This window comes from Alteromonas sp. AO-Serp (genome assembly GCF_017849675.1).
Lineage (GTDB): Bacteria > Pseudomonadota > Gammaproteobacteria > Enterobacterales > Alteromonadaceae > Alteromonas > Alteromonas macleodii.
The window spans coordinates 19,166-35,730 of sequence record NZ_JAFLMX010000115.1; the positions used below are offsets into that span (position 1 = coordinate 19,166).

General features: G+C 43.7%; 15 protein-coding genes. 7 read left to right on the forward strand and 8 right to left on the reverse strand.

The window, feature by feature from the left end:
* Positions 1-23 precede the first annotated feature (23 nt).
* Together xthA and QVA83_RS08740 are read right to left on the reverse strand one after the other, a co-directional pair.
* Positions 24-833 (reverse strand): exodeoxyribonuclease III, encoded by an 810-nt coding sequence (gene xthA / locus QVA83_RS08735; protein WP_014949143.1) that lies wholly within the window; start codon positions 831-833, stop codon positions 24-26.
* A 182-nt stretch (positions 834-1,015) separates the two neighbouring features.
* On the reverse strand, positions 1,016-1,735 hold the full coding sequence (locus tag QVA83_RS08740) for a heme oxygenase-like domain-containing protein (RefSeq protein WP_287498360.1): 720 nt from the start codon (positions 1,733-1,735) through the stop codon (positions 1,016-1,018).
* Between the two features lie 317 nt (positions 1,736-2,052).
* Here QVA83_RS08740 and QVA83_RS08745 point away from each other — a divergent pair, with 317 nt between their 5' ends.
* Together QVA83_RS08745 and QVA83_RS08750 are read left to right on the forward strand one after the other, a co-directional pair.
* Positions 2,053-2,448 carry a DUF2750 domain-containing protein gene (locus QVA83_RS08745; RefSeq protein ID WP_039227089.1) on the forward strand — a complete coding sequence of 132 codons (396 nt, stop codon included), beginning with the start codon at positions 2,053-2,055 and terminating at the stop codon, positions 2,446-2,448.
* Positions 2,449-2,464: 16 nt separating this feature from the next.
* The gene (locus QVA83_RS08750; protein ID WP_061094802.1) at positions 2,465-2,857 is read left to right on the forward strand and encodes a SufE family protein; all 393 of its coding nucleotides are present in this window, start codon (positions 2,465-2,467) and stop codon (positions 2,855-2,857) included.
* A 21-nt stretch (positions 2,858-2,878) separates the two neighbouring features.
* Here the strand turns inward: QVA83_RS08750 and QVA83_RS08755 are convergent, their stop codons facing one another.
* Positions 2,879-4,168: a glycosyltransferase gene (locus tag QVA83_RS08755; protein WP_156078239.1), complete on the reverse strand. Its 1,290-nt coding sequence runs from the start codon at positions 4,166-4,168 to the stop codon at positions 2,879-2,881.
* A 489-nt stretch (positions 4,169-4,657) separates the two neighbouring features.
* Here QVA83_RS08755 and QVA83_RS08760 point away from each other — a divergent pair, with 489 nt between their 5' ends.
* On the forward strand, positions 4,658-5,503 hold the full coding sequence (locus QVA83_RS08760; protein WP_014976262.1) for an HDOD domain-containing protein: 846 nt from the start codon (positions 4,658-4,660) through the stop codon (positions 5,501-5,503).
* Positions 5,504-5,542: 39 nt separating this feature from the next.
* Here the strand turns inward: QVA83_RS08760 and QVA83_RS08765 are convergent, their stop codons facing one another.
* Positions 5,543-6,358: an acyl-CoA thioesterase gene (locus QVA83_RS08765; protein WP_039229981.1), complete on the reverse strand. Its 816-nt coding sequence runs from the start codon at positions 6,356-6,358 to the stop codon at positions 5,543-5,545.
* A gap of 169 nt (positions 6,359-6,527) precedes the next feature.
* Here QVA83_RS08765 and QVA83_RS08770 point away from each other — a divergent pair, with 169 nt between their 5' ends.
* Complete coding sequence (locus QVA83_RS08770; protein ID WP_014949150.1) at positions 6,528-7,850, forward strand: spinster family MFS transporter; 1,323 nt, start codon at positions 6,528-6,530, stop codon at positions 7,848-7,850.
* Between the two features lie 71 nt (positions 7,851-7,921).
* The gene (locus QVA83_RS08775; RefSeq protein ID WP_014976265.1) at positions 7,922-8,734 is read left to right on the forward strand and encodes an alpha/beta fold hydrolase; all 813 of its coding nucleotides are present in this window, start codon (positions 7,922-7,924) and stop codon (positions 8,732-8,734) included.
* A gap of 69 nt (positions 8,735-8,803) precedes the next feature.
* On the opposite strand, the gene glgC is transcribed toward QVA83_RS08775, so the two are convergent.
* Complete coding sequence (gene glgC, locus QVA83_RS08780; protein ID WP_014976266.1) at positions 8,804-10,090, reverse strand: glucose-1-phosphate adenylyltransferase; 1,287 nt, start codon at positions 10,088-10,090, stop codon at positions 8,804-8,806.
* A gap of 763 nt (positions 10,091-10,853) precedes the next feature.
* Between glgC and QVA83_RS08785 the strand changes: the two genes are divergently transcribed.
* Entirely contained in the window at positions 10,854-11,387 is a 534-nt protein-coding gene (locus QVA83_RS08785; RefSeq protein WP_014976267.1) for an SRPBCC family protein, read from the forward strand.
* Between the two features lie 76 nt (positions 11,388-11,463).
* Positions 11,464-12,618 carry an MFS transporter gene (locus QVA83_RS08790; RefSeq protein ID WP_156078240.1) on the forward strand — a complete coding sequence of 385 codons (1,155 nt, stop codon included), beginning with the start codon at positions 11,464-11,466 and terminating at the stop codon, positions 12,616-12,618.
* Positions 12,619-12,624: 6 nt separating this feature from the next.
* Here QVA83_RS08790 and QVA83_RS08795 read toward each other — a convergent pair whose 3' ends face one another.
* From QVA83_RS08795 to QVA83_RS08805, 3 genes are all read right to left on the reverse strand, one after another.
* Complete coding sequence (locus QVA83_RS08795; RefSeq protein ID WP_319636978.1) at positions 12,625-13,602, reverse strand: transposase; 978 nt, start codon at positions 13,600-13,602, stop codon at positions 12,625-12,627.
* Positions 13,603-13,916: 314 nt separating this feature from the next.
* Positions 13,917-14,813 (reverse strand): hydroxymethylglutaryl-CoA lyase, encoded by an 897-nt coding sequence (locus QVA83_RS08800; protein WP_081333979.1) that lies wholly within the window; start codon positions 14,811-14,813, stop codon positions 13,917-13,919.
* A 4-nt stretch (positions 14,814-14,817) separates the two neighbouring features.
* Positions 14,818-16,565 (reverse strand): acetyl/propionyl/methylcrotonyl-CoA carboxylase subunit alpha (locus QVA83_RS08805; RefSeq protein WP_287498361.1); only part of this gene is annotated, 1,748 nt, incomplete at its 5' end.

The following is a 16,565-nucleotide window of genomic DNA, read 5'->3' on the forward strand; positions in this document are numbered from 1 at the left end:
CGGGGAGCAGTATTTAGTACTGTTTACCCTTTATACTCAGCCCAAATAGGCGCATGATCAGACGGCTTTTCGATGCCTCTCAACTCATAATCAATACCGGCGTCATGTAGTTTTGCATGAAGCGGTTTTGTTGCCAAAATCAAATCTATGCGAAGGCCACGATTATCGTTGAATCCTTTTGAGCGGTAATCGAACCATGAAAACTTGTCATTTGTCTCTGGGTTGAGTGTTCGAAAACTATCTTCAAAGCCCCAGTCAATTACTGTGTTCAACCACTCACGCTCTTCCGGCAAGAAGCTGCATTTTCCAGTTTTCAGCCAACGTTTGCGGTTGTCTTCACCAATGCCAATGTCCAAGTCTGTATGAGAGATGTTGACATCGCCCATAACAATTACATTGTCATCTGGTGTGTGGTTATCATCTAAATAAGTCATTAAGTCTTTGTAGAACTTACGCTTAGCTGGGTACTTGGTTTCATGCTTTTCGTTTTCGCCCTGAGGGAAGTAACCATTTAGAACGGTAACGGGCTCGCCAGCATCATCGGTGGTTTTTAAAATAATCATGCGACGTTGGGCGTCTTCGTCATCTGTTGGGAAACCCATCGACACAGAAAGCGGCTCTTTCTTCGCCAAAAAAGCAACGCCGTAATGGCTCTTTTGTCCGTGGAAATAAACGTGATAGCCCATGGCCTCAACGGCTTCTACCGGAAACTGTTCGTTGTGAACTTTAATTTCCTGTAAGCCAATAATATCGGGTTGGTGTGCGTCGATAACCGCCTGAAGTTGATGTAGACGAGCGCGAATACCGTTTATATTAAATGAGATTACTTTCATGCTTTTTTAGTGGTTGCTTCGAATTTGGCTAGAGTTTACCAGAAACTGCACGGCCGCTTAACGACGTTTTGCCACTATATTAATGCATTCAGTCGATTGGCTAGATTAAGTTTATTTATAGCTAATGGTGAAATCGCTGTGTATAAAAGCTCGTCATTAGCATAAATTTAGTCATCCATTAATCACACGCTTGCCTCATGGTAGGGAGTGGCATTTGGTGCCGTGCGCTTACCGAGTGAAATCAAAAACTCAAACCAAGCATTTGCGTCTTGCACCGCGTTCTTAACAAAGCTTTCATTATCTAGGCCGAGCTCGGGTAAGAGTATTTCTACTTCTTGTTTGAAAGACACCCATGCTTTGGCACATCCTGCCATCGCTTGATAATACTCGGTAGGAATATCTAACGTCATGGCTTCTAACCGCCTAACAATAATGTTGGCGCCCATTGATGAGCCCAACCATACATAGATGGCTGCGATGGCATAGCTGGTGGTTGAATTGGAGCAAGGAGTTAACTGTGCGATAGCCTGGGCGTTTAAGACTGGCTCATCTTTGTTTTTTATTCTTGTAGTAGGTTCGAGCTTGGCATGGGTGTCATTGTAACGTTGTTGAGCAGACAGTGTTGCGGACGACAACGCGTGGGTGTCATTGTTAAGCGCTAGTAGAACAACTTCGCTATTGAGCATTGAGGCAATGCGGCTAAGGGAAGGGGTCCGGAGTGCAGCCTGTTTTACGGTTGCTGCTGTTGTTTGGTGAAACACCCTCATGATATTAAGGATGGCAAGATAGGCCTCATGGTTAAACTCACTATCTTTGTGGTACATCGAGAAGGGAAAGGTATTTTCCAAGATAGCGTGGTTGGCATGGGTGTCTTGCTTAAGAGCAGTAAATAGATTGCGCATGAGGTAAAGGTCTTTGCGTTTAAGCTTTCACAGCGTTGAATGATTTGCTCTAACTTTATCATGGGTGTCTTCGTAACGGGCGAAAAATGTCAATGTTAATAATGTAATGGCTGATCGAGTTACAACCGGGAGTGATTCCCGTAATTTCAGGGGTAAACTTGGGTGTCTTCTTAATAATGTTTTTGATGATGAAGAAGAGCTATGGATGGGTGTCTTTGTAAGTGTGTTAGCCGAGGGGGCTTTTTTAACGCTTATTGCATTGCGCCTATTACTGGGGCAGGTATACTTGCCGCAAAATTTGAGATAGGTGAAATAACGTGTTTCCAGAAACAGTTGCAGACAAATTGAGTGATGCGGTTATCGAGCAAGCGATGAAGCTAAGTGCAGAAGACCGACAAGAGCTTGTAGTAAGCTATATTGCAAAAGCAAATGAAATTTGGATGGTGCAAGGTAGTGAAGGTTTTGTGATGTTTGAAGGTGGTGAAAGCGTTCAGCTACCAGTATTCCCGCATCACGATTTAGCTCAAAAGTTTGTAGATATAAACGAAATTGAAGGCCAATGCGTGAATATTACGCTCGATGAGTTTATGCAAACTTGGTTGCCAGGCCTTGATAAGAATGGCGTTGAGCTAGTAATGTTCCCCACCACGAGTGATGTTGAAAACCTAGTTATGACTGCAGATGACTTAGCCTCAGAGCTTAGCGGAAATTAAGCAAGGTATAGAGATCATGAGTTCTCTCGAAACTTTGCTTCCTCTGGCTTCATCTTTGGCTAACGCGAAAGGATGGGACGATTTTACTCGTACACTGATGCTTGCGGGTAAATCGCTTGTCCCGCTTCCAGCGGAAAAACGTTCGGCTGAAACAGAAGTAGAAGGGTGTGAAAGTCCGGTATGGCTCGCCACTTCTGACGAACAAGGCAGTTTGATGGCTTACTCGCCTAGCAAAGTGATTCGCGGCGTGCTTGCAGTATTGTTAGAAAAAGCAAACGAGTTAACCCCGCAGCAGCGCAGTGAATTCGACTTTGAGAGATATTTGTCTCGCTGTCAGCTGGAACGCTACTTAAGTCAGTCCCGTGGAAACGGGATTAAATCTGTAATAGCTAAATTAAAGGGCATCTAGCCGCTAAACTAGTGGTTGCCGTTATTTGTTTTTTGCTTCAATCCACTGGCTCATGTACTTGCTCGCTGTCAGTGTTTGATGCCACAACAAGCTTTGCATAAATAAACCGTTTCTATGCGTGTTAAGCGACTGTTTTAAACCAATGATTCTTTCAATTAACGGCACTTCTGGCTGTTCGCTTTCAAATGAGCTAAGTATTGTCGCCGTTAAGTTACTAGCGCTATCCCACGTAGACTTATCATTGTGAAGTGCCACAGCTTGTCTGACGTAGTCTTGAATAACCGCTGCGTCAGTTGTATTCGCGCTACAAAGCGCACCAGGCCATTGCGCTAGCTGCTTTGGATCATCGATTTCCTGTATATTGCTATTAGCAGTGATTGAACCGGTTGAGGTGATACCTTCTGCGCCTATCCACGTGGTGATACTAGGAGTAGCGCAGCGCATCGCATCAATTAGTTTGCCTTTAATGCCTGCGCCAAATCGTAAAGGAGCGATCAGCGCCTTTGCACTCAACATTATAGACTCCACATTTTCGGCCCAACCTTTTACCAAAAAGCCTTGTTTTTCATTGTGCAGTTGGGTGGCCTTTTTAGGCGGGTAAGCGCCGTATATGTGCAATTCTGCTTTGGGTAGCGCTTTTCTTATCTCAGGCCATATGCTTTGCTTAAGTTGCAGGACCGCGTCCCAATTAGGCGCATGGCGAAAGTTTCCAATATGAACAAAGTGCGCTCTTTCCTCAAAAGGAAGCGTGACGAGGGGCGTTTTTCCTACAACAAGAGGGTGGTATTGGAGCTGCGCTCTAGGTACACCGTAATGTTCCGTCAAAAGCGCCATTTCTCGTTTTGAAATTACTAATGTAAGGTCGCTTCTTAGTATTGCTGCAACTTCTCTTTGCGCCAATTCGCTGTTTAACTGAGCAAGGCGAGCATCATTGTCCTGTTTTACCGCTTCGTGCCTAGCCTGACGCAGGCTGTGCAAATCTTCAGTGTTTAAAACTCGAAGTGCATCTGGGCACGCTTCTTTTACTCGCCAAGAAAATTGCTCTTCTGTCATGTAGCGGTCGAATATAACAACGTCAGGCTTTATATGCGCTATTTGGCTATTAAAAGAACTGCAATTCAGTGCCACAGAATGCACATCAACGCCTAATGCTGTAAGGTCTTCTTTATGGTCGCTATCGGTGGCAGCGGTCAGAAATGTCACATTGAAATCGGCAGATAAGCAACGCTTAATAATAGCTAACATATTTTGGCCCGCGGCCGAAGAATTTGGCTCAGGCCACACATAACCGATAACAACGACATTTAACATGGATGGATTACAACTTTTGCTTTAAGAATTATGCCATCAAGGGCATAGTGAATAGTATGCAAATACTACCATAAATTTGAATTGGTCATTACAAAAGCAAGTGTTCCTTAGAAAATCTAATTCTTATAGGTAATTACCCTAAGTTTTTCTGTGTATTAGAATTATTTGTATGTAAAAAGGGGCAAAAAGCTATAATACAGGCCTTCCAGAGATGCGCTGAATACACGAGTGTAGTGCGTATCAGCGGCGTTGCGTGGATTGTTGATGTTCAGCGTAAAGCAAGATTTTCAAATTGAAAATGAGCCCCGCGGTATCACGGCTTATGAAGGATTCAGGTTAACTTAATGATTAGTAAAGAAATCATACTTTTTTACTAGTTGATACTTATTGACCAACTACATTTTTGTGCCTATACCTTAATGGACACAAGGCGAATGGAGGTGCCTTCAACGCTATATTGACAAAGGCGGCATGAAAGAGAGTGCACGAATGAATTTAGATGAATTAGTTTCGAAAGCGGAAAACCTCTTTGTTTTACCTGATTCGGTAACTCGACTTAAAGCTTGTATGGATGATGAAGCTTCAAGCATTGACGACATCGGCGATATTATTGCTTTCGATCCGTCATTGGCAACGCAATTGCTAAGAGTAGCAAACTCAGCGCTCTATCGTTTTCCTAATAAAATAGACACCGTCACAAGAGCCATCCAGGTAGTGGGGACTCGCTCCACTTACGACTTGGCACTGGCTTATGGCGTAAGCCAAGCATTCAGTGATGTAGACGGTCAACGTATCGATCTCGACAAGTTTTGGGAGCAAAGTGTATCGTGCGGTCTCCTGGCAAAATACTTTGCCGATATGCGCAATATTCGTGAGCCTGAGCGACTCTTTGTTTCGGGGCTGCTTCACAACATAGGCGAGCTGGTAACCGTTTCGGTTTTGCCTGAGTCGGCAACCCGTTGTCAGGCATTCAACACCAGAGTAAGTCCTGCTGAACTTCAATTTGGAGTGCTAGGGTTCACGTATGCGGAATTATCGGCAAGATTAATTGAAAAGTGGGATATTCCAAGCTCTATTTATACGCCAATTGCCAGTATCCACAAAGAAGAGGAGGAGTCTGCTTCTACAGATGAGAAGATTCTACAACTCTCCTATGTGTTGGCACTCGATAACGTTAACCCTGAGATCTACCCGAGTTATCACAACTTAAAGCCAGAATTGCATGAGGCATTGTCGCTTAATCGCGAAGATTTAGAAGACGCGCTAGATATAACCAACCTGCAGTGTATTTCGGTAATTTCCCTGTTTAACCCTAACGCGTTTATGCTGTATTAACGTAACGTTTTTAACGTGCTTTTCGAAATGCCGTAGCGATCAGTCGAAAATCGCTACGGTTTGCCTACTGATGGCAATCACTTCATTATCCTTATCCCAAATCGTCGCTTCAGTATGGCCATAACCATCTGCAGCTTGTCTTGTGTGAGCTTTATAAGCAAACCAGTCTGTCGGGCTTACCGGCTTGTGAGGATGGATAAATTCCAAGTTCCAACTTACTGTACTGGCTGGTGCCGGAAGCTTCATCATTTGTAAAAGTGTAGGTGGCCATGCGTCGATCATAGTAATGATATGTGCATCAGTGATGGCTTCGGGGGGCTGCTTGAAGCGCATAAAGCCGTGATAATGGCTGGTTTTTCTGCGCGTAAATGGAATGCCGCCATCTTCAATTGCCAAATCAAAATAGCGTAAGAATTTAGGCGTAACTTTAGGTATTTGCGGGATGAACTTTGCTTTATTCGGCTGAGGCATGTCGTGTGTATCTGTATTCTCAACTTGAATACCTGACTGACGCGCAACACCAAAACAGGCTTGCGAAAAAACACAGCTTTTGCCGTCTTGAATAGCATGAGCAGTGAACTGAGAGACATTTTTCCCTGTTCTAAGTAGCGTTACTTCGATAGAAAAAGGCGCTTCAAGAGATAGGGGACCGACAAAGTTGGTGGTAAAAGAGCGCAGCACACGGTTATCAGTGACTTGCTGCTTTACTGCGGTGTAAAGCATACCGGCAGAAATTCCTCCAAACGCAGTTCGTCCCTGTCCCCACGTCTTAGGGATAACTAGTCCATCAACTTTCCATGTGTTTTCCGAAGTTTGAGATAATTGAGGAATATTGAGCAATTCATCTACTGTCATATTTGCTTGTCTGGTCTGATGAGTTAAGTGTTTGTCATCGTACCTTAAGCGCTATAGAACGAAAAGCCTCAGTTAGAAATTTTCTTTATGTTAACAAATAAGTAACAATTAGTTGTTTATTTTTTTGCCTAATGCATAGACTGGGCTATTGTCACTCAAAAGGACTGTTATGGCCCATACTCACGTTGAAGGTATTCCCGCTGCAGAAGCAGGAGCATCTAGAAGTTACCGGAATTACGTTCTATTCATATTAACCTTGGTGTATGCCTTTAACTTTATAGACAGGCAAATCATTGGGATTCTATCTCCTTTTATCAAAGCCGATTTGGGGTTAGATGATGCCCAACTTGGGTGGCTTAAAGGCATCTACTTTGCGCTACTTTATACCGTGATGGGGATCCCAATTGCATGGCTTGCCGACAGGTACAGCCGCGTTAATATCATTGCGATCTCTCTAACGCTTTGGAGTGGATTTACCGCTGCATCTGGGTTAGCTGCCAATTACATGCAGCTTGCCATAGCACGTATTGGTGTCGGCATTGGTGAAGCGGGTGGTAGTCCACCGTCCCACAGTATTATTTCTGACTTATTCCCTAAAGAAAAACGCGCGGGCGCGCTCGCAATATACTCTTTAGGTATTCCTTTTGGCGTCATGCTTGCGTTTTTTGCATCAGCGTTCTTTTTACAGGGCGGTTCTGCCGACTGGCGAACGGTAATGTACAGCGTGGGTATTCCAGGGGTGTTACTGGCTATTTTGCTTAAGCTCACGGTCAAGGAACCTGCCAGAACGGTCTCTTTACCAAGCGCAGATGATGCGAATAAGCCGAGTGTAAAGTCGTCCCTCAAGATGCTATTGAAAATTCCGACGTGGTGGGGAATGGCACTGGGTATTTCCTTTGGATCATTCGGTAACTATGCCATATCGACATGGGTAATTGATTACTACGTTCGCGCCTTTGCGGGTTTAGATATTACACAGTTGCTAATCGTTTTTGGCATTATCAATGGCACCGCCTATGCGCTCGGTGTATGGCTAGGAGGCTATATTGCTGATAGATGGGGTAAGCACAATAAAAAAGCTTATGCGTTATTGCCCGCTATCGCACTTATTATTGGTGTGCCGGCATTTTATGCATCGTTACAGGTGCAAGATTTGTGGTTATCAGTAGGGCTCATGGCGCTGTTGTTATTCACCAGTGGTTCATACCTAGGCCCAAGTTTTGCGATGGCACAGACACTGGCTCCAATAAACGTAAGAGCCATGTCGACAGCGTTGTTCTTCTTTGTATTGAACATCATTGCTCTGGGCGGTGGCCCAACGCTGACGGGTATTATTAGCCAAGCATTGGTGCCATCTTTAGGCGAGACGGAGGCATTGAGACAGGCACTCATCTACCTAGTAGTTCCTTACGCGCTTTCTATTGCCGTGTTTTTGTGGACGAGCACGAAGATTGTAAAAGATTGGGAAATGGCAGAAGCCAGAGGCTTATAGTATTATCGAACTTTCATGCTAAGGGGCTGATTTAAAGCCCCTTTGTTGTTTGAGTATAAAGGAGTGTATTGGTGACATCGTCAGAGTTGAGTTTTCATTTTGCCCATGCAAATGGATTTCCGGCAGGTAGTTATAATGCGATGTTTTCAGCGTTACCTGATCACTTTCACCGTCTTCATGTTGAGCGCTTCGGACACGATCCTCAGCTTCCAGTGAATGGTAACTGGCGCAATCAAGTTCAAGAACTTATCAAGCATATAAAAAAAGAGAACAAGGATCCGCGAGGCGTGTATGGTATTGGGCATTCATTTGGTGCTGTAATTACCTACATGGCGGCTTGCGAAGCGCCAGAGCTGTTCAGAGGCATCATTTTATTCGATCCGCCACTTGTTGTCGGCCCGTTAAGTTACTTTTTTAAATTCGCGAAACACACGCCGTTGATTAACAAGCTTACGCCAGCGAAACTTGCGCAAACACGCAATACCAGTTGGCCAAGCAATACCGATATGGTGGCGTACTTTCACAGCAAAGCATTGTTTAGGGATATGGATAAACGATGCGTGCGCGATTATGTAAAATCTGTAACCGCCTTGAAGGGGGACAATATTTCGCTCACATTTCGTGCAGAAGTAGAAGCTGATTTGTTTCGCAATGTTCCGCACAATTTGGGTAAATATAAAGGAAAGCTTAAGTGTCCGGCCGTATTGGCGACAGGAAGCAAAAGTAACGTGTGTAAGCCAGAAATGTACTCGCGGCTTCTGAAGCATAATGCTATTGAGCATAGCGTGCTCGATGGTGGCCATATGTTTCCACTAGAACACCCTGAGCAGGTAGCGAGCTTTATTGAGCGTACTTTAACGCAGTGGAGTAATGAGGCGAATTAAATATTACGGAGATTGATTTAAGCGTTTTAACGCCAAAATCAATCTCGCCATAACATTAGGATAAATGAGTTAGTCGTGCTTTCTAGGCTTGCTTAGTCCACCCACGGGCTGACCTAACATTTCTCGCGTCACCAGTACCACGCCTTTTTCAGATACGCGGAATCCACGTGCCTTGTCTTGCTCGTGATCGTAACCAATTGTAGTACCTTCAGGAATGACACAACCTCGATCGATAATCACCTTTTTCAGCTTGCAATGGCGTTTAATTTCCACATCAGGAAGAATTACGGCGTCTTCAATAAGGCCATAGGAATGTACGCGTACGTTGGAAAAGCAAATAGATGAACGAAGTGTAGAGCCTGAAATTATACAGCCCCCAGAAACTACGGAGTTAATCGCTTCACCACGTCTGTCGTGGTCTTCCCAAACAAACTTTGCTGGTGGCAGTTGCTCTTGGTATGTCCATATAGGCCATTTTCTATCGTAGAGGTTCAATTGAGGTACAGGAGCAACCATTTCCATATTGGCTTCCCAAAATGAATCGATAGTACCTACGTCGCGCCAATAGGCGTTGTCTCCGCCACTTTTCTCAAAAGGATAGGCGTATACAGGGTGGTCGGCGATGATTGATGGAATGATGTCTTTACCGAAGTCTCGCTGCGAGCCCATATTTTCAGCATCAACACGTAATTGTTCGAATAAAAACTCTGTATCAAACACGTAATTGCCCATAGATGCTAAGCAGCGCGTTGGGTCATTAGGAAGTGGAGTCGGGTTAGCTGGCTTCTCTTCAAATCCGTTAATACGATAGTTTTCATCAACCGACATAACGCCAAACGCACCCGCGGCTTCTTCCAAGGGCACTGACATACATGAAACCGTCATTTTTGCACCAGATTCTTTGTGCTTGGCCAACATATCACCGTAGTCCATACGGTATATGTGGTCGCCTGAAAGGATCATGACATATTTTGGAAGCTCATCACGAATGATATCTATGTTTTGGAAGACCGCGTCTGCGGTTCCTTCATACCAACTGTCGGAGAAACGTTGAGAAGCGGGTAGGATTTCTACAGATTCGCCAAGTTCTTTTTTGAAATGACCCCAACCGCGAACCAAGTGACGAATAAGAGAATGCGACTTGTATTGGGTAACCACGCCTATTCGACGGATACCTGAATTAACACAATTTGATAGCGGGAAATCGATAATTCTAAATTTACCGCCGAAATAAAGTGCCGGTTTGGCTCGCCAATTAGTGAGCTCGTGTAGTCTAGAACCTTTACCACCCGCGAGGATGAGCGCATATGTATCGCGAGTAAGGTTACTGATGTAACGAGAACTTTGATCTGCCATTTCCTATAAACTCCTGTAATAAAGCGACAACTGTGTATCGATAGAAATATAAAAAGAAAACGAAGTGTTGCGATTGACTGCGCTATGCATGATAGGCCTGATTGAACAGGCTTTCTTGATAACCTAAATCCATATTACACAAGATAATTTAGAATGACAGCGCGATTTTCATGCTTTGTGATGAAATGGTAAATGTTTTTAAAAAATTGTAGGTTGGGGGGCTCTCGCCCTTACAGAGACACCCACCCTAATTCCCTTAATCTCATCCAATGGCATTCAACCGTTGCTCTTACAAAGACACCCACCCTTATCTCTTATTCTTAAGCTGGAATAGGATTCTTGGATTAAAGTATTAGCATGACACCCATCGCTACTATGAGTTAGTTACTTAGTAAATTTGACGATAAAAAGTTAGCGAGACACACAATTCAATTTCATCATGCGCATCCAGAAAAGACCCTCGATTAAAGCAAGTCACTGTGTAGACACCCATTTTTAAACTGTAGAAAGTTAGTCTACACTTTGCTCGATAAACGAAGTGGTTACTTCATGCATCACAAGGTTTTATTGCTGAGTGTCCTTTCTCGGTAACGCGAAAGAGAAGGCTCATAATAGTTATTTTGTGTATAAATTTGCTTTCAACTGCGTTAAACATGACGGGATGGGTGTCTATCTAACAGTAAAATGAGCAAGAAAGATCTTTAAGTGACAAATGTTAATTAAATGTTATATTTGAAGGGTCAATTCTTTTATGGAGTCTCAGATGGGAGCGTTAAAAAAACTCTTAATGGTCGTAGGTGTTGTTATAGTATTATTTGTCGCAACAAGCTTTTTTATTCCTAAAGATTACAGCGTTGAAAGAACAATTAATATTGATGCTCAGCCATCAGAAATATATCCCTATGTCGTTGATTTGAAAGAGTGGAAGAAATGGGGCGTATGGTTCAAGCGTGATCCTGATATGAAACTTGATTATTCAGGGCCTGATAGAGCTATTGGGATGCGTTCCGAGTGGTTAAGTGAAACCGAGGGAAATGGAGAAATGGAGATTACGCAACTAGAGCATAACAGACGTGTGATGTACCGATTATATTTTCCCGATTTTGACATGGGTTCATCGGGCGTCGTAGAAATTGAGCCTACAGAAAATGGTTCTCTTGTAACCTGGAGAGATGAAGGTTCGGTAGATAATAACCCAATAAACAAATATTTTGCTTTGATGATGGACAGCATGATTGGTCCTGATTTCGAAATGGGTCTAGAAAATCTCAAAATACTCGCCGAAAACGCTGGGTAGGGCATACAACTTTCTGATCTGACTGAATAAGTGCACCGTATATGTTCAATCGAATTGCGGTGCATGCTTACCTTCCATGAAACAAAAAAATTTACTTATTACAGGCCTTTCGCTTAATAAACTAGCCGACCTTCTGATCTCTGCTAAAACAACCTTGACCGCACTTCTTATTAGCATTGGCGCACCAGTTTGGATGATAGGCTGGCTGGTTCCAATTAGAGAGTCGGGCGCGCTTCTGCCTCAAGTACTTATTAGCATTTATCTTCGAAAACATACTCAGCGGCACTTGGTTTGGCGTGTCGGTATGCTCACACAAACGCTTTCAGTTTTCTGTATGCTGCTCGCGGTCATTTCATTTTCAGGGGGCTTGGCGGGTACCTTGATACTTATTTCCCTTGTCTTCTTGAGCCTGGGTCGCTCTGCCTGTTCTCTTACCGTGAAAGATATGGAGGCTGACGTAGCTAAGAAAGGAGAGCGGGGTAACCTAATCGGAATTGCATCTACCGTTTCAGGCATGGTCACCCTTGTTATCGCTATACCTTTGACAATTTACGACGGCTCTCTTTCTTCGAACGTGCTGCTGATAGTCTTGTGCGGGAGTCTTTTATCATTTGTTTTGACCCTTATATGTGTATGGCCTGTTAAAACGACGGTAGATGTGGGTAGTAAAGAGGAAAAAGCGTTTAGTATTGACTTCGACGCCACGGTTTACAAATTCATTTTGGTAAGAGGGCTTTTCGTTCACTCAGCCTTGGTTGCGCCTTATTTTATGATAGAAAAAAATGGAGATGTAAAAGAGCTGCTTCCTATTTATATAGGAGCCGAAGCAACTGCTGCTCTTTTATCATCAATAATTTGGGGAAAGATTGCAGACAAAAGCGCAAAGTTAACACTTCAAATTTCAGGGTTACTCGCAATAATTTCATGCATTGGTTTGCTTACATTGCAAACGACGACGATTGTAACCTCTGCACTGTTGTTTTTCTTGTTATCGGTATCCCATGCTGGCGTAAGAACCGGACGGAAGACATATAGTTTAGATGTTAAAGAAGGCCATGAAAGAACAGAGCTGGTAGGCTTCTCAAACACGGCTATAGGTATGATTTTATTAGCATTCGGTGCACTTTACGCTGCATTAACCCCTGTTTTAACCTTTTCAGTAGTTTATATTATGGCTGGTATGCTGTTACTGGCAATTATCACTACTGTTATCTTACCTGACGAGAAGTAAAATGGTTTAATCAAAGCATATCGCTGCCGAAGATATTTTGGCCATTCGTTTTCTTTTAGTATTAGCTTGGAACTTCCGCAGAGATGAACAATCTCCTGCCGCGACTGAAAACACGTTTTCGAAATCACTGATAATGTGATGCCAATGATGTTGGCATACACCAAGAGGTTTTACATGTTGAATGGGTCTCGTTTGAGCGGCCGTCGAATCGGTGTCGCGCAACAGTTCGATTGACTGGTTAAGAAGATCGCAATAGTCATTCAATGTTAAATCTAAGCCGCGAGTGTTTCTACATCGTTGGTGGCTCTTTAATGGCATTAACCCTTTTATTGTCTTGTTTTGTGAAATACTCGTGTTCAATCTTTTATTAATGCTTGTGTGATATGAGTCTTGTAAGCCCGTTGCGACCTTTGCGCGTATAGGGTTTAAGTCAACATATGCCATACATGACAGTAGGGCTTTTTCTGTTAGCAATGCTTGTGAACGGAAGCGACCTTCCCAAAATCTGCCAGTACAATCGTCCTCTTCGTTTGCTTTTCTCGCAATATACTCGTTTAAATTTCTCATAAACCAGCTTATGTCGTAGAGCCTTTTTCTATACACATCAGCAGTACTTTTAACTGTCTCATACTCACTTTCGCTCAAGATTTCGCCCTTCATAAACTTTTGAGTGAGTACTGTTCCTTTGTGCATTTTATGCCATTGATGTAACACAGTTTGTAATGACCATGAGAGCGCTGCCTCTTTATTCACGCATAAAACGATATGGACATGGTTGCTCATAACAGCGTATGCACAAATATCTATCGCGAATACCCGGCTCAAAAATAACAGCCGTTGTTCTACCCACGATTTTCGATGCTCGTAACTAATTCTATTGTTTCGGTCGTACCCGCATAAGTAGCTACGGCGCACGCAGCGAGATATACAATGATAGTAGGGTGTATCTTTTAAACTAATGAGGGATTTTCTGCTTTGCGCCATGTTAGATAAATGCAAGGTAATTAGTCATTGTGTGACCTTAGCATTGTGAATATTCAGTTGTGACCTGACCGATGGACTTGTTTTGTTTTAGAAGAGACACCCAACGTAAGACTTTTCGATGAAAAGTAATGAATATTTGGAGAGACATCCATTGCAAAGCTAACTTGCTGAGCGTGAAAGAATGTATTTTTGAGTTTGTGCCTACAAACTTATAAAGACACCCATTACATAAACGGTGATTTCAAGTGAAACTTCACAATTAGGGTGGGTGTCTTTCTTAGAGGGAGCGTATTACCGCATCCCCCATCAGTTTTTTATTTCGCTAGAAGCGCATTAGCTGCTTTCGACACGGGAGAGCGGCCTAAAAGTTCTGAAATGTAAGAAGACGCTTTTAACAACTTCGTCATGTCTATACCTGTTGATATACCCATACCGTTTAACATATATAGGACGTCTTCAGTTGCAACATTCCCACTTGCACCTTTGGCATACGGGCAGCCTCCAAGTCCTGCAACAGCTGAATCAATGGAAGAGATGCCATATCCAAGGGCAGTGTATAAATTCACTAGCGCTTGTCCATAAGTATCATGGAAATGGGCGGCAACTTTGCTGACATCAACCTCATTTAAGACGTCATCTAATAGCAGTTTTGTAGACATTGGTGTACCTACGCCGATAGTATCGCCAAGGGATACTTCGTAACACCCCATGTCAATAAGTTCCTTACTCACCTGTGTAACGGCACTAGGTGAAATTTTACCTTCATAAGGACACCCCATTACGCACGAAACGTAGCCCCTCACTTTGATTTTGTTTTCGCTTGCCAGGTCAAACACAGCCTCGAAACGCTTTAAGCTCTCGCTTATAGAGCAGTTAATGTTCTTTAGTGAAAAGGACTCAGAGGCAGCACCGAATACTGCAACCTCTTTCGCACCCGCTTCAATGGCTGCTTCCAAGCCTTTAAGGTTGGGTGTCAATGCAGAATAATGAATCTTGTCTTCGGGGCTAAGCGCCTTAAAAACCGCATCCGAGTTCGCCATTTGGGGCACCCATTTGGGCGATACAAAGCTTCCTGCTTCGATACGGTTAAGGCCAGTTTTAGAAAGAAGTTGAATAAGTTCAATCTTTTGTTCGGCGCTTAAGGCCTGCTTTTCATTCTGAAGGCCATCTCGAGGACCTACTTCAACAATACTCACTTCTTTAGGAAACATCACATCAAACCTCGGCAGCTTCTTTAGTGGAGAACGCCAACAGTGTTGCGCCACCGTCAACTAGTTCACCGGGATTGAAAAAGAACTCTTCCACTGCACCATCGTGCGGGGCAATGATGCTGTGCTCCATTTTCATCGCTTCCATAACTAGTATAGGCTCGCCTTTTTTGACCAACACACCCTTTTCGACCAAATGCGCCACTATGGTTCCGTTCATCGGGGCACTGAAATTAGCGTCGCCATTATCATCGTTATCATCACCAAGAGATGCTGAGATTAGGCTGAACTTAGCATGGGTGTCTTTGTTGAAGAGTGTAAACACGCCATCATTATCTGAATACGTAAATGTTGATTTGTACCCATTAATTGTTGCATGCAAAGCACTATCTACCAGCTTGCCTTTAACGTTATAGGAATTGTCTCCAACAGATAGCTCCCAAGCATCTTCAGTTCCGTGACGCTGGTGTTTGACCCCAACATGCACTTCTTCTTGGTTGCAAAGCAAGGTGAGAGTTTCTGTATGATTTGCATTAGCGCGCCACGCACCGGCGGTTGACCACACAGATGGGGTTTTATCGCTTCTAGAAACTTTTCTATTTAAAAGTGAAAGCAATGCCATCACAGGAATGTTTACTTGGGTGTCATCGCTAGCTGCATCATTACTTGTCGCGCTAAACAACGAATCATGGTGTTTCTCCACAAACTTAGTTGTAAGCTCAGCGGCAACGAACGCAGGGTGAGTAGCGACACTCTTTAAGAAGTCGATGTTTGTGCTTACACCGTCGATGTAGTAGTCACCCAGTGCACTAATTAAGCGCTTGAGCGCTATTTCACGGTTCTCTCCCCAAACCACAAGCTTGGCAATCATAGGGTCGTAAAAAACGCTTACCTCATCACCTTCAACAACACCTGTATCAACGCGAACTACGTCGTTTTCTTTTGGCGTACGTAAAAGGCACAGCGTGCCGGTAGAAGGCAAAAACTCGTTGTTTGGATCTTCAGCATAAATGCGCGCTTCGAATGCGTGTCCTGTTAAGGTGAGTTCATTTTGTTGTTTGGGAAGGGGCTTTCCTTCGGCAATAGTTAATTGCCAGTGAACCAAGTCCTCACGGGTGATCATTTCTGTCACAGGATGCTCTACTTGCAAGCGTGTATTCATTTCCATGAAGTAAAATGAATCGTCTTCATCAAGTAAAAACTCAACCGTTCCCGCACCTACGTAGTTAATGGCTTTCGCCGCGAGTATCGCCGCTTCACCCATTTTTTCTCTCACTGACTGAGACATATTGGGGGCAGGGGCTTCTTCAATAATCTTTTGGTGTCGGCGTTGAACTGAACAATCACGTTCAAAAAGGTATATGCCGTTGCCATGGGTGTCACAGAAAACTTGAATTTCAACATGACGAGGGCGCGTCAGGTACTTTTCAACCAGCATGTGGTCGTCACCAAAGCTCGCCATAGATTCACGTTTGGCTGCGTTTAATGCTTGAGAGAACTCTTTTTCACTCCAAACTTGGCGCATGCCTTTACCGCCACCGCCAGCAGCGGCTTTTAATAGGACTGGGTAGCCCATATCATCGGCAGCGCCTTTCAATACCGCTTCACTTTGATCGTCGCCGTGATAGCCTGGAACCAAAGGAACACCTGCTTTTTCCATAATGTGTTTGGCGGCAGACTTAGTCGCCATCGCTTCTATTGCAGATGCTGGTGGGCCTACATTGATTATATTGTTTTTGGCGCATAGATTCGCAA

Bases quoted from the DNA above. Each gene is read 5' to 3' on its own strand.
- xthA (WP_014949143.1), bottom strand. From the start codon at position 833: ATGAAAGTAATCTCATTTAATATAAACGGTATTCGCGCTCGTCTACAT.
- QVA83_RS08740 (WP_287498360.1), bottom strand. From the start codon at position 1,735: ATGCGCAATCTATTTACTGCTCTTAAGCAAGACACCCATGCCAACCAC.
- QVA83_RS08750 (WP_061094802.1), top strand. From the start codon at position 2,465: ATGAGTTCTCTCGAAACTTTGCTTCCTCTGGCTTCATCTTTGGCTAAC.
- QVA83_RS08755 (WP_156078239.1), bottom strand. From the start codon at position 4,168: ATGTTAAATGTCGTTGTTATCGGTTATGTGTGGCCTGAGCCAAATTCT.
- QVA83_RS08760 (WP_014976262.1), top strand. From the start codon at position 4,658: ATGAATTTAGATGAATTAGTTTCGAAAGCGGAAAACCTCTTTGTTTTA.
- QVA83_RS08765 (WP_039229981.1), bottom strand. From the start codon at position 6,358: ATGACAGTAGATGAATTGCTCAATATTCCTCAATTATCTCAAACTTCG.
- QVA83_RS08770 (WP_014949150.1), top strand. From the start codon at position 6,528: ATGGCCCATACTCACGTTGAAGGTATTCCCGCTGCAGAAGCAGGAGCA.
- glgC (WP_014976266.1), bottom strand. From the start codon at position 10,090: ATGGCAGATCAAAGTTCTCGTTACATCAGTAACCTTACTCGCGATACA.
- QVA83_RS08785 (WP_014976267.1), top strand. From the start codon at position 10,854: ATGGGAGCGTTAAAAAAACTCTTAATGGTCGTAGGTGTTGTTATAGTA.
- QVA83_RS08790 (WP_156078240.1), top strand. From the start codon at position 11,464: ATGAAACAAAAAAATTTACTTATTACAGGCCTTTCGCTTAATAAACTA.
- QVA83_RS08795 (WP_319636978.1), bottom strand. From the start codon at position 13,602: ATGGCGCAAAGCAGAAAATCCCTCATTAGTTTAAAAGATACACCCTAC.
- QVA83_RS08800 (WP_081333979.1), bottom strand. From the start codon at position 14,813: ATGTTTCCTAAAGAAGTGAGTATTGTTGAAGTAGGTCCTCGAGATGGC.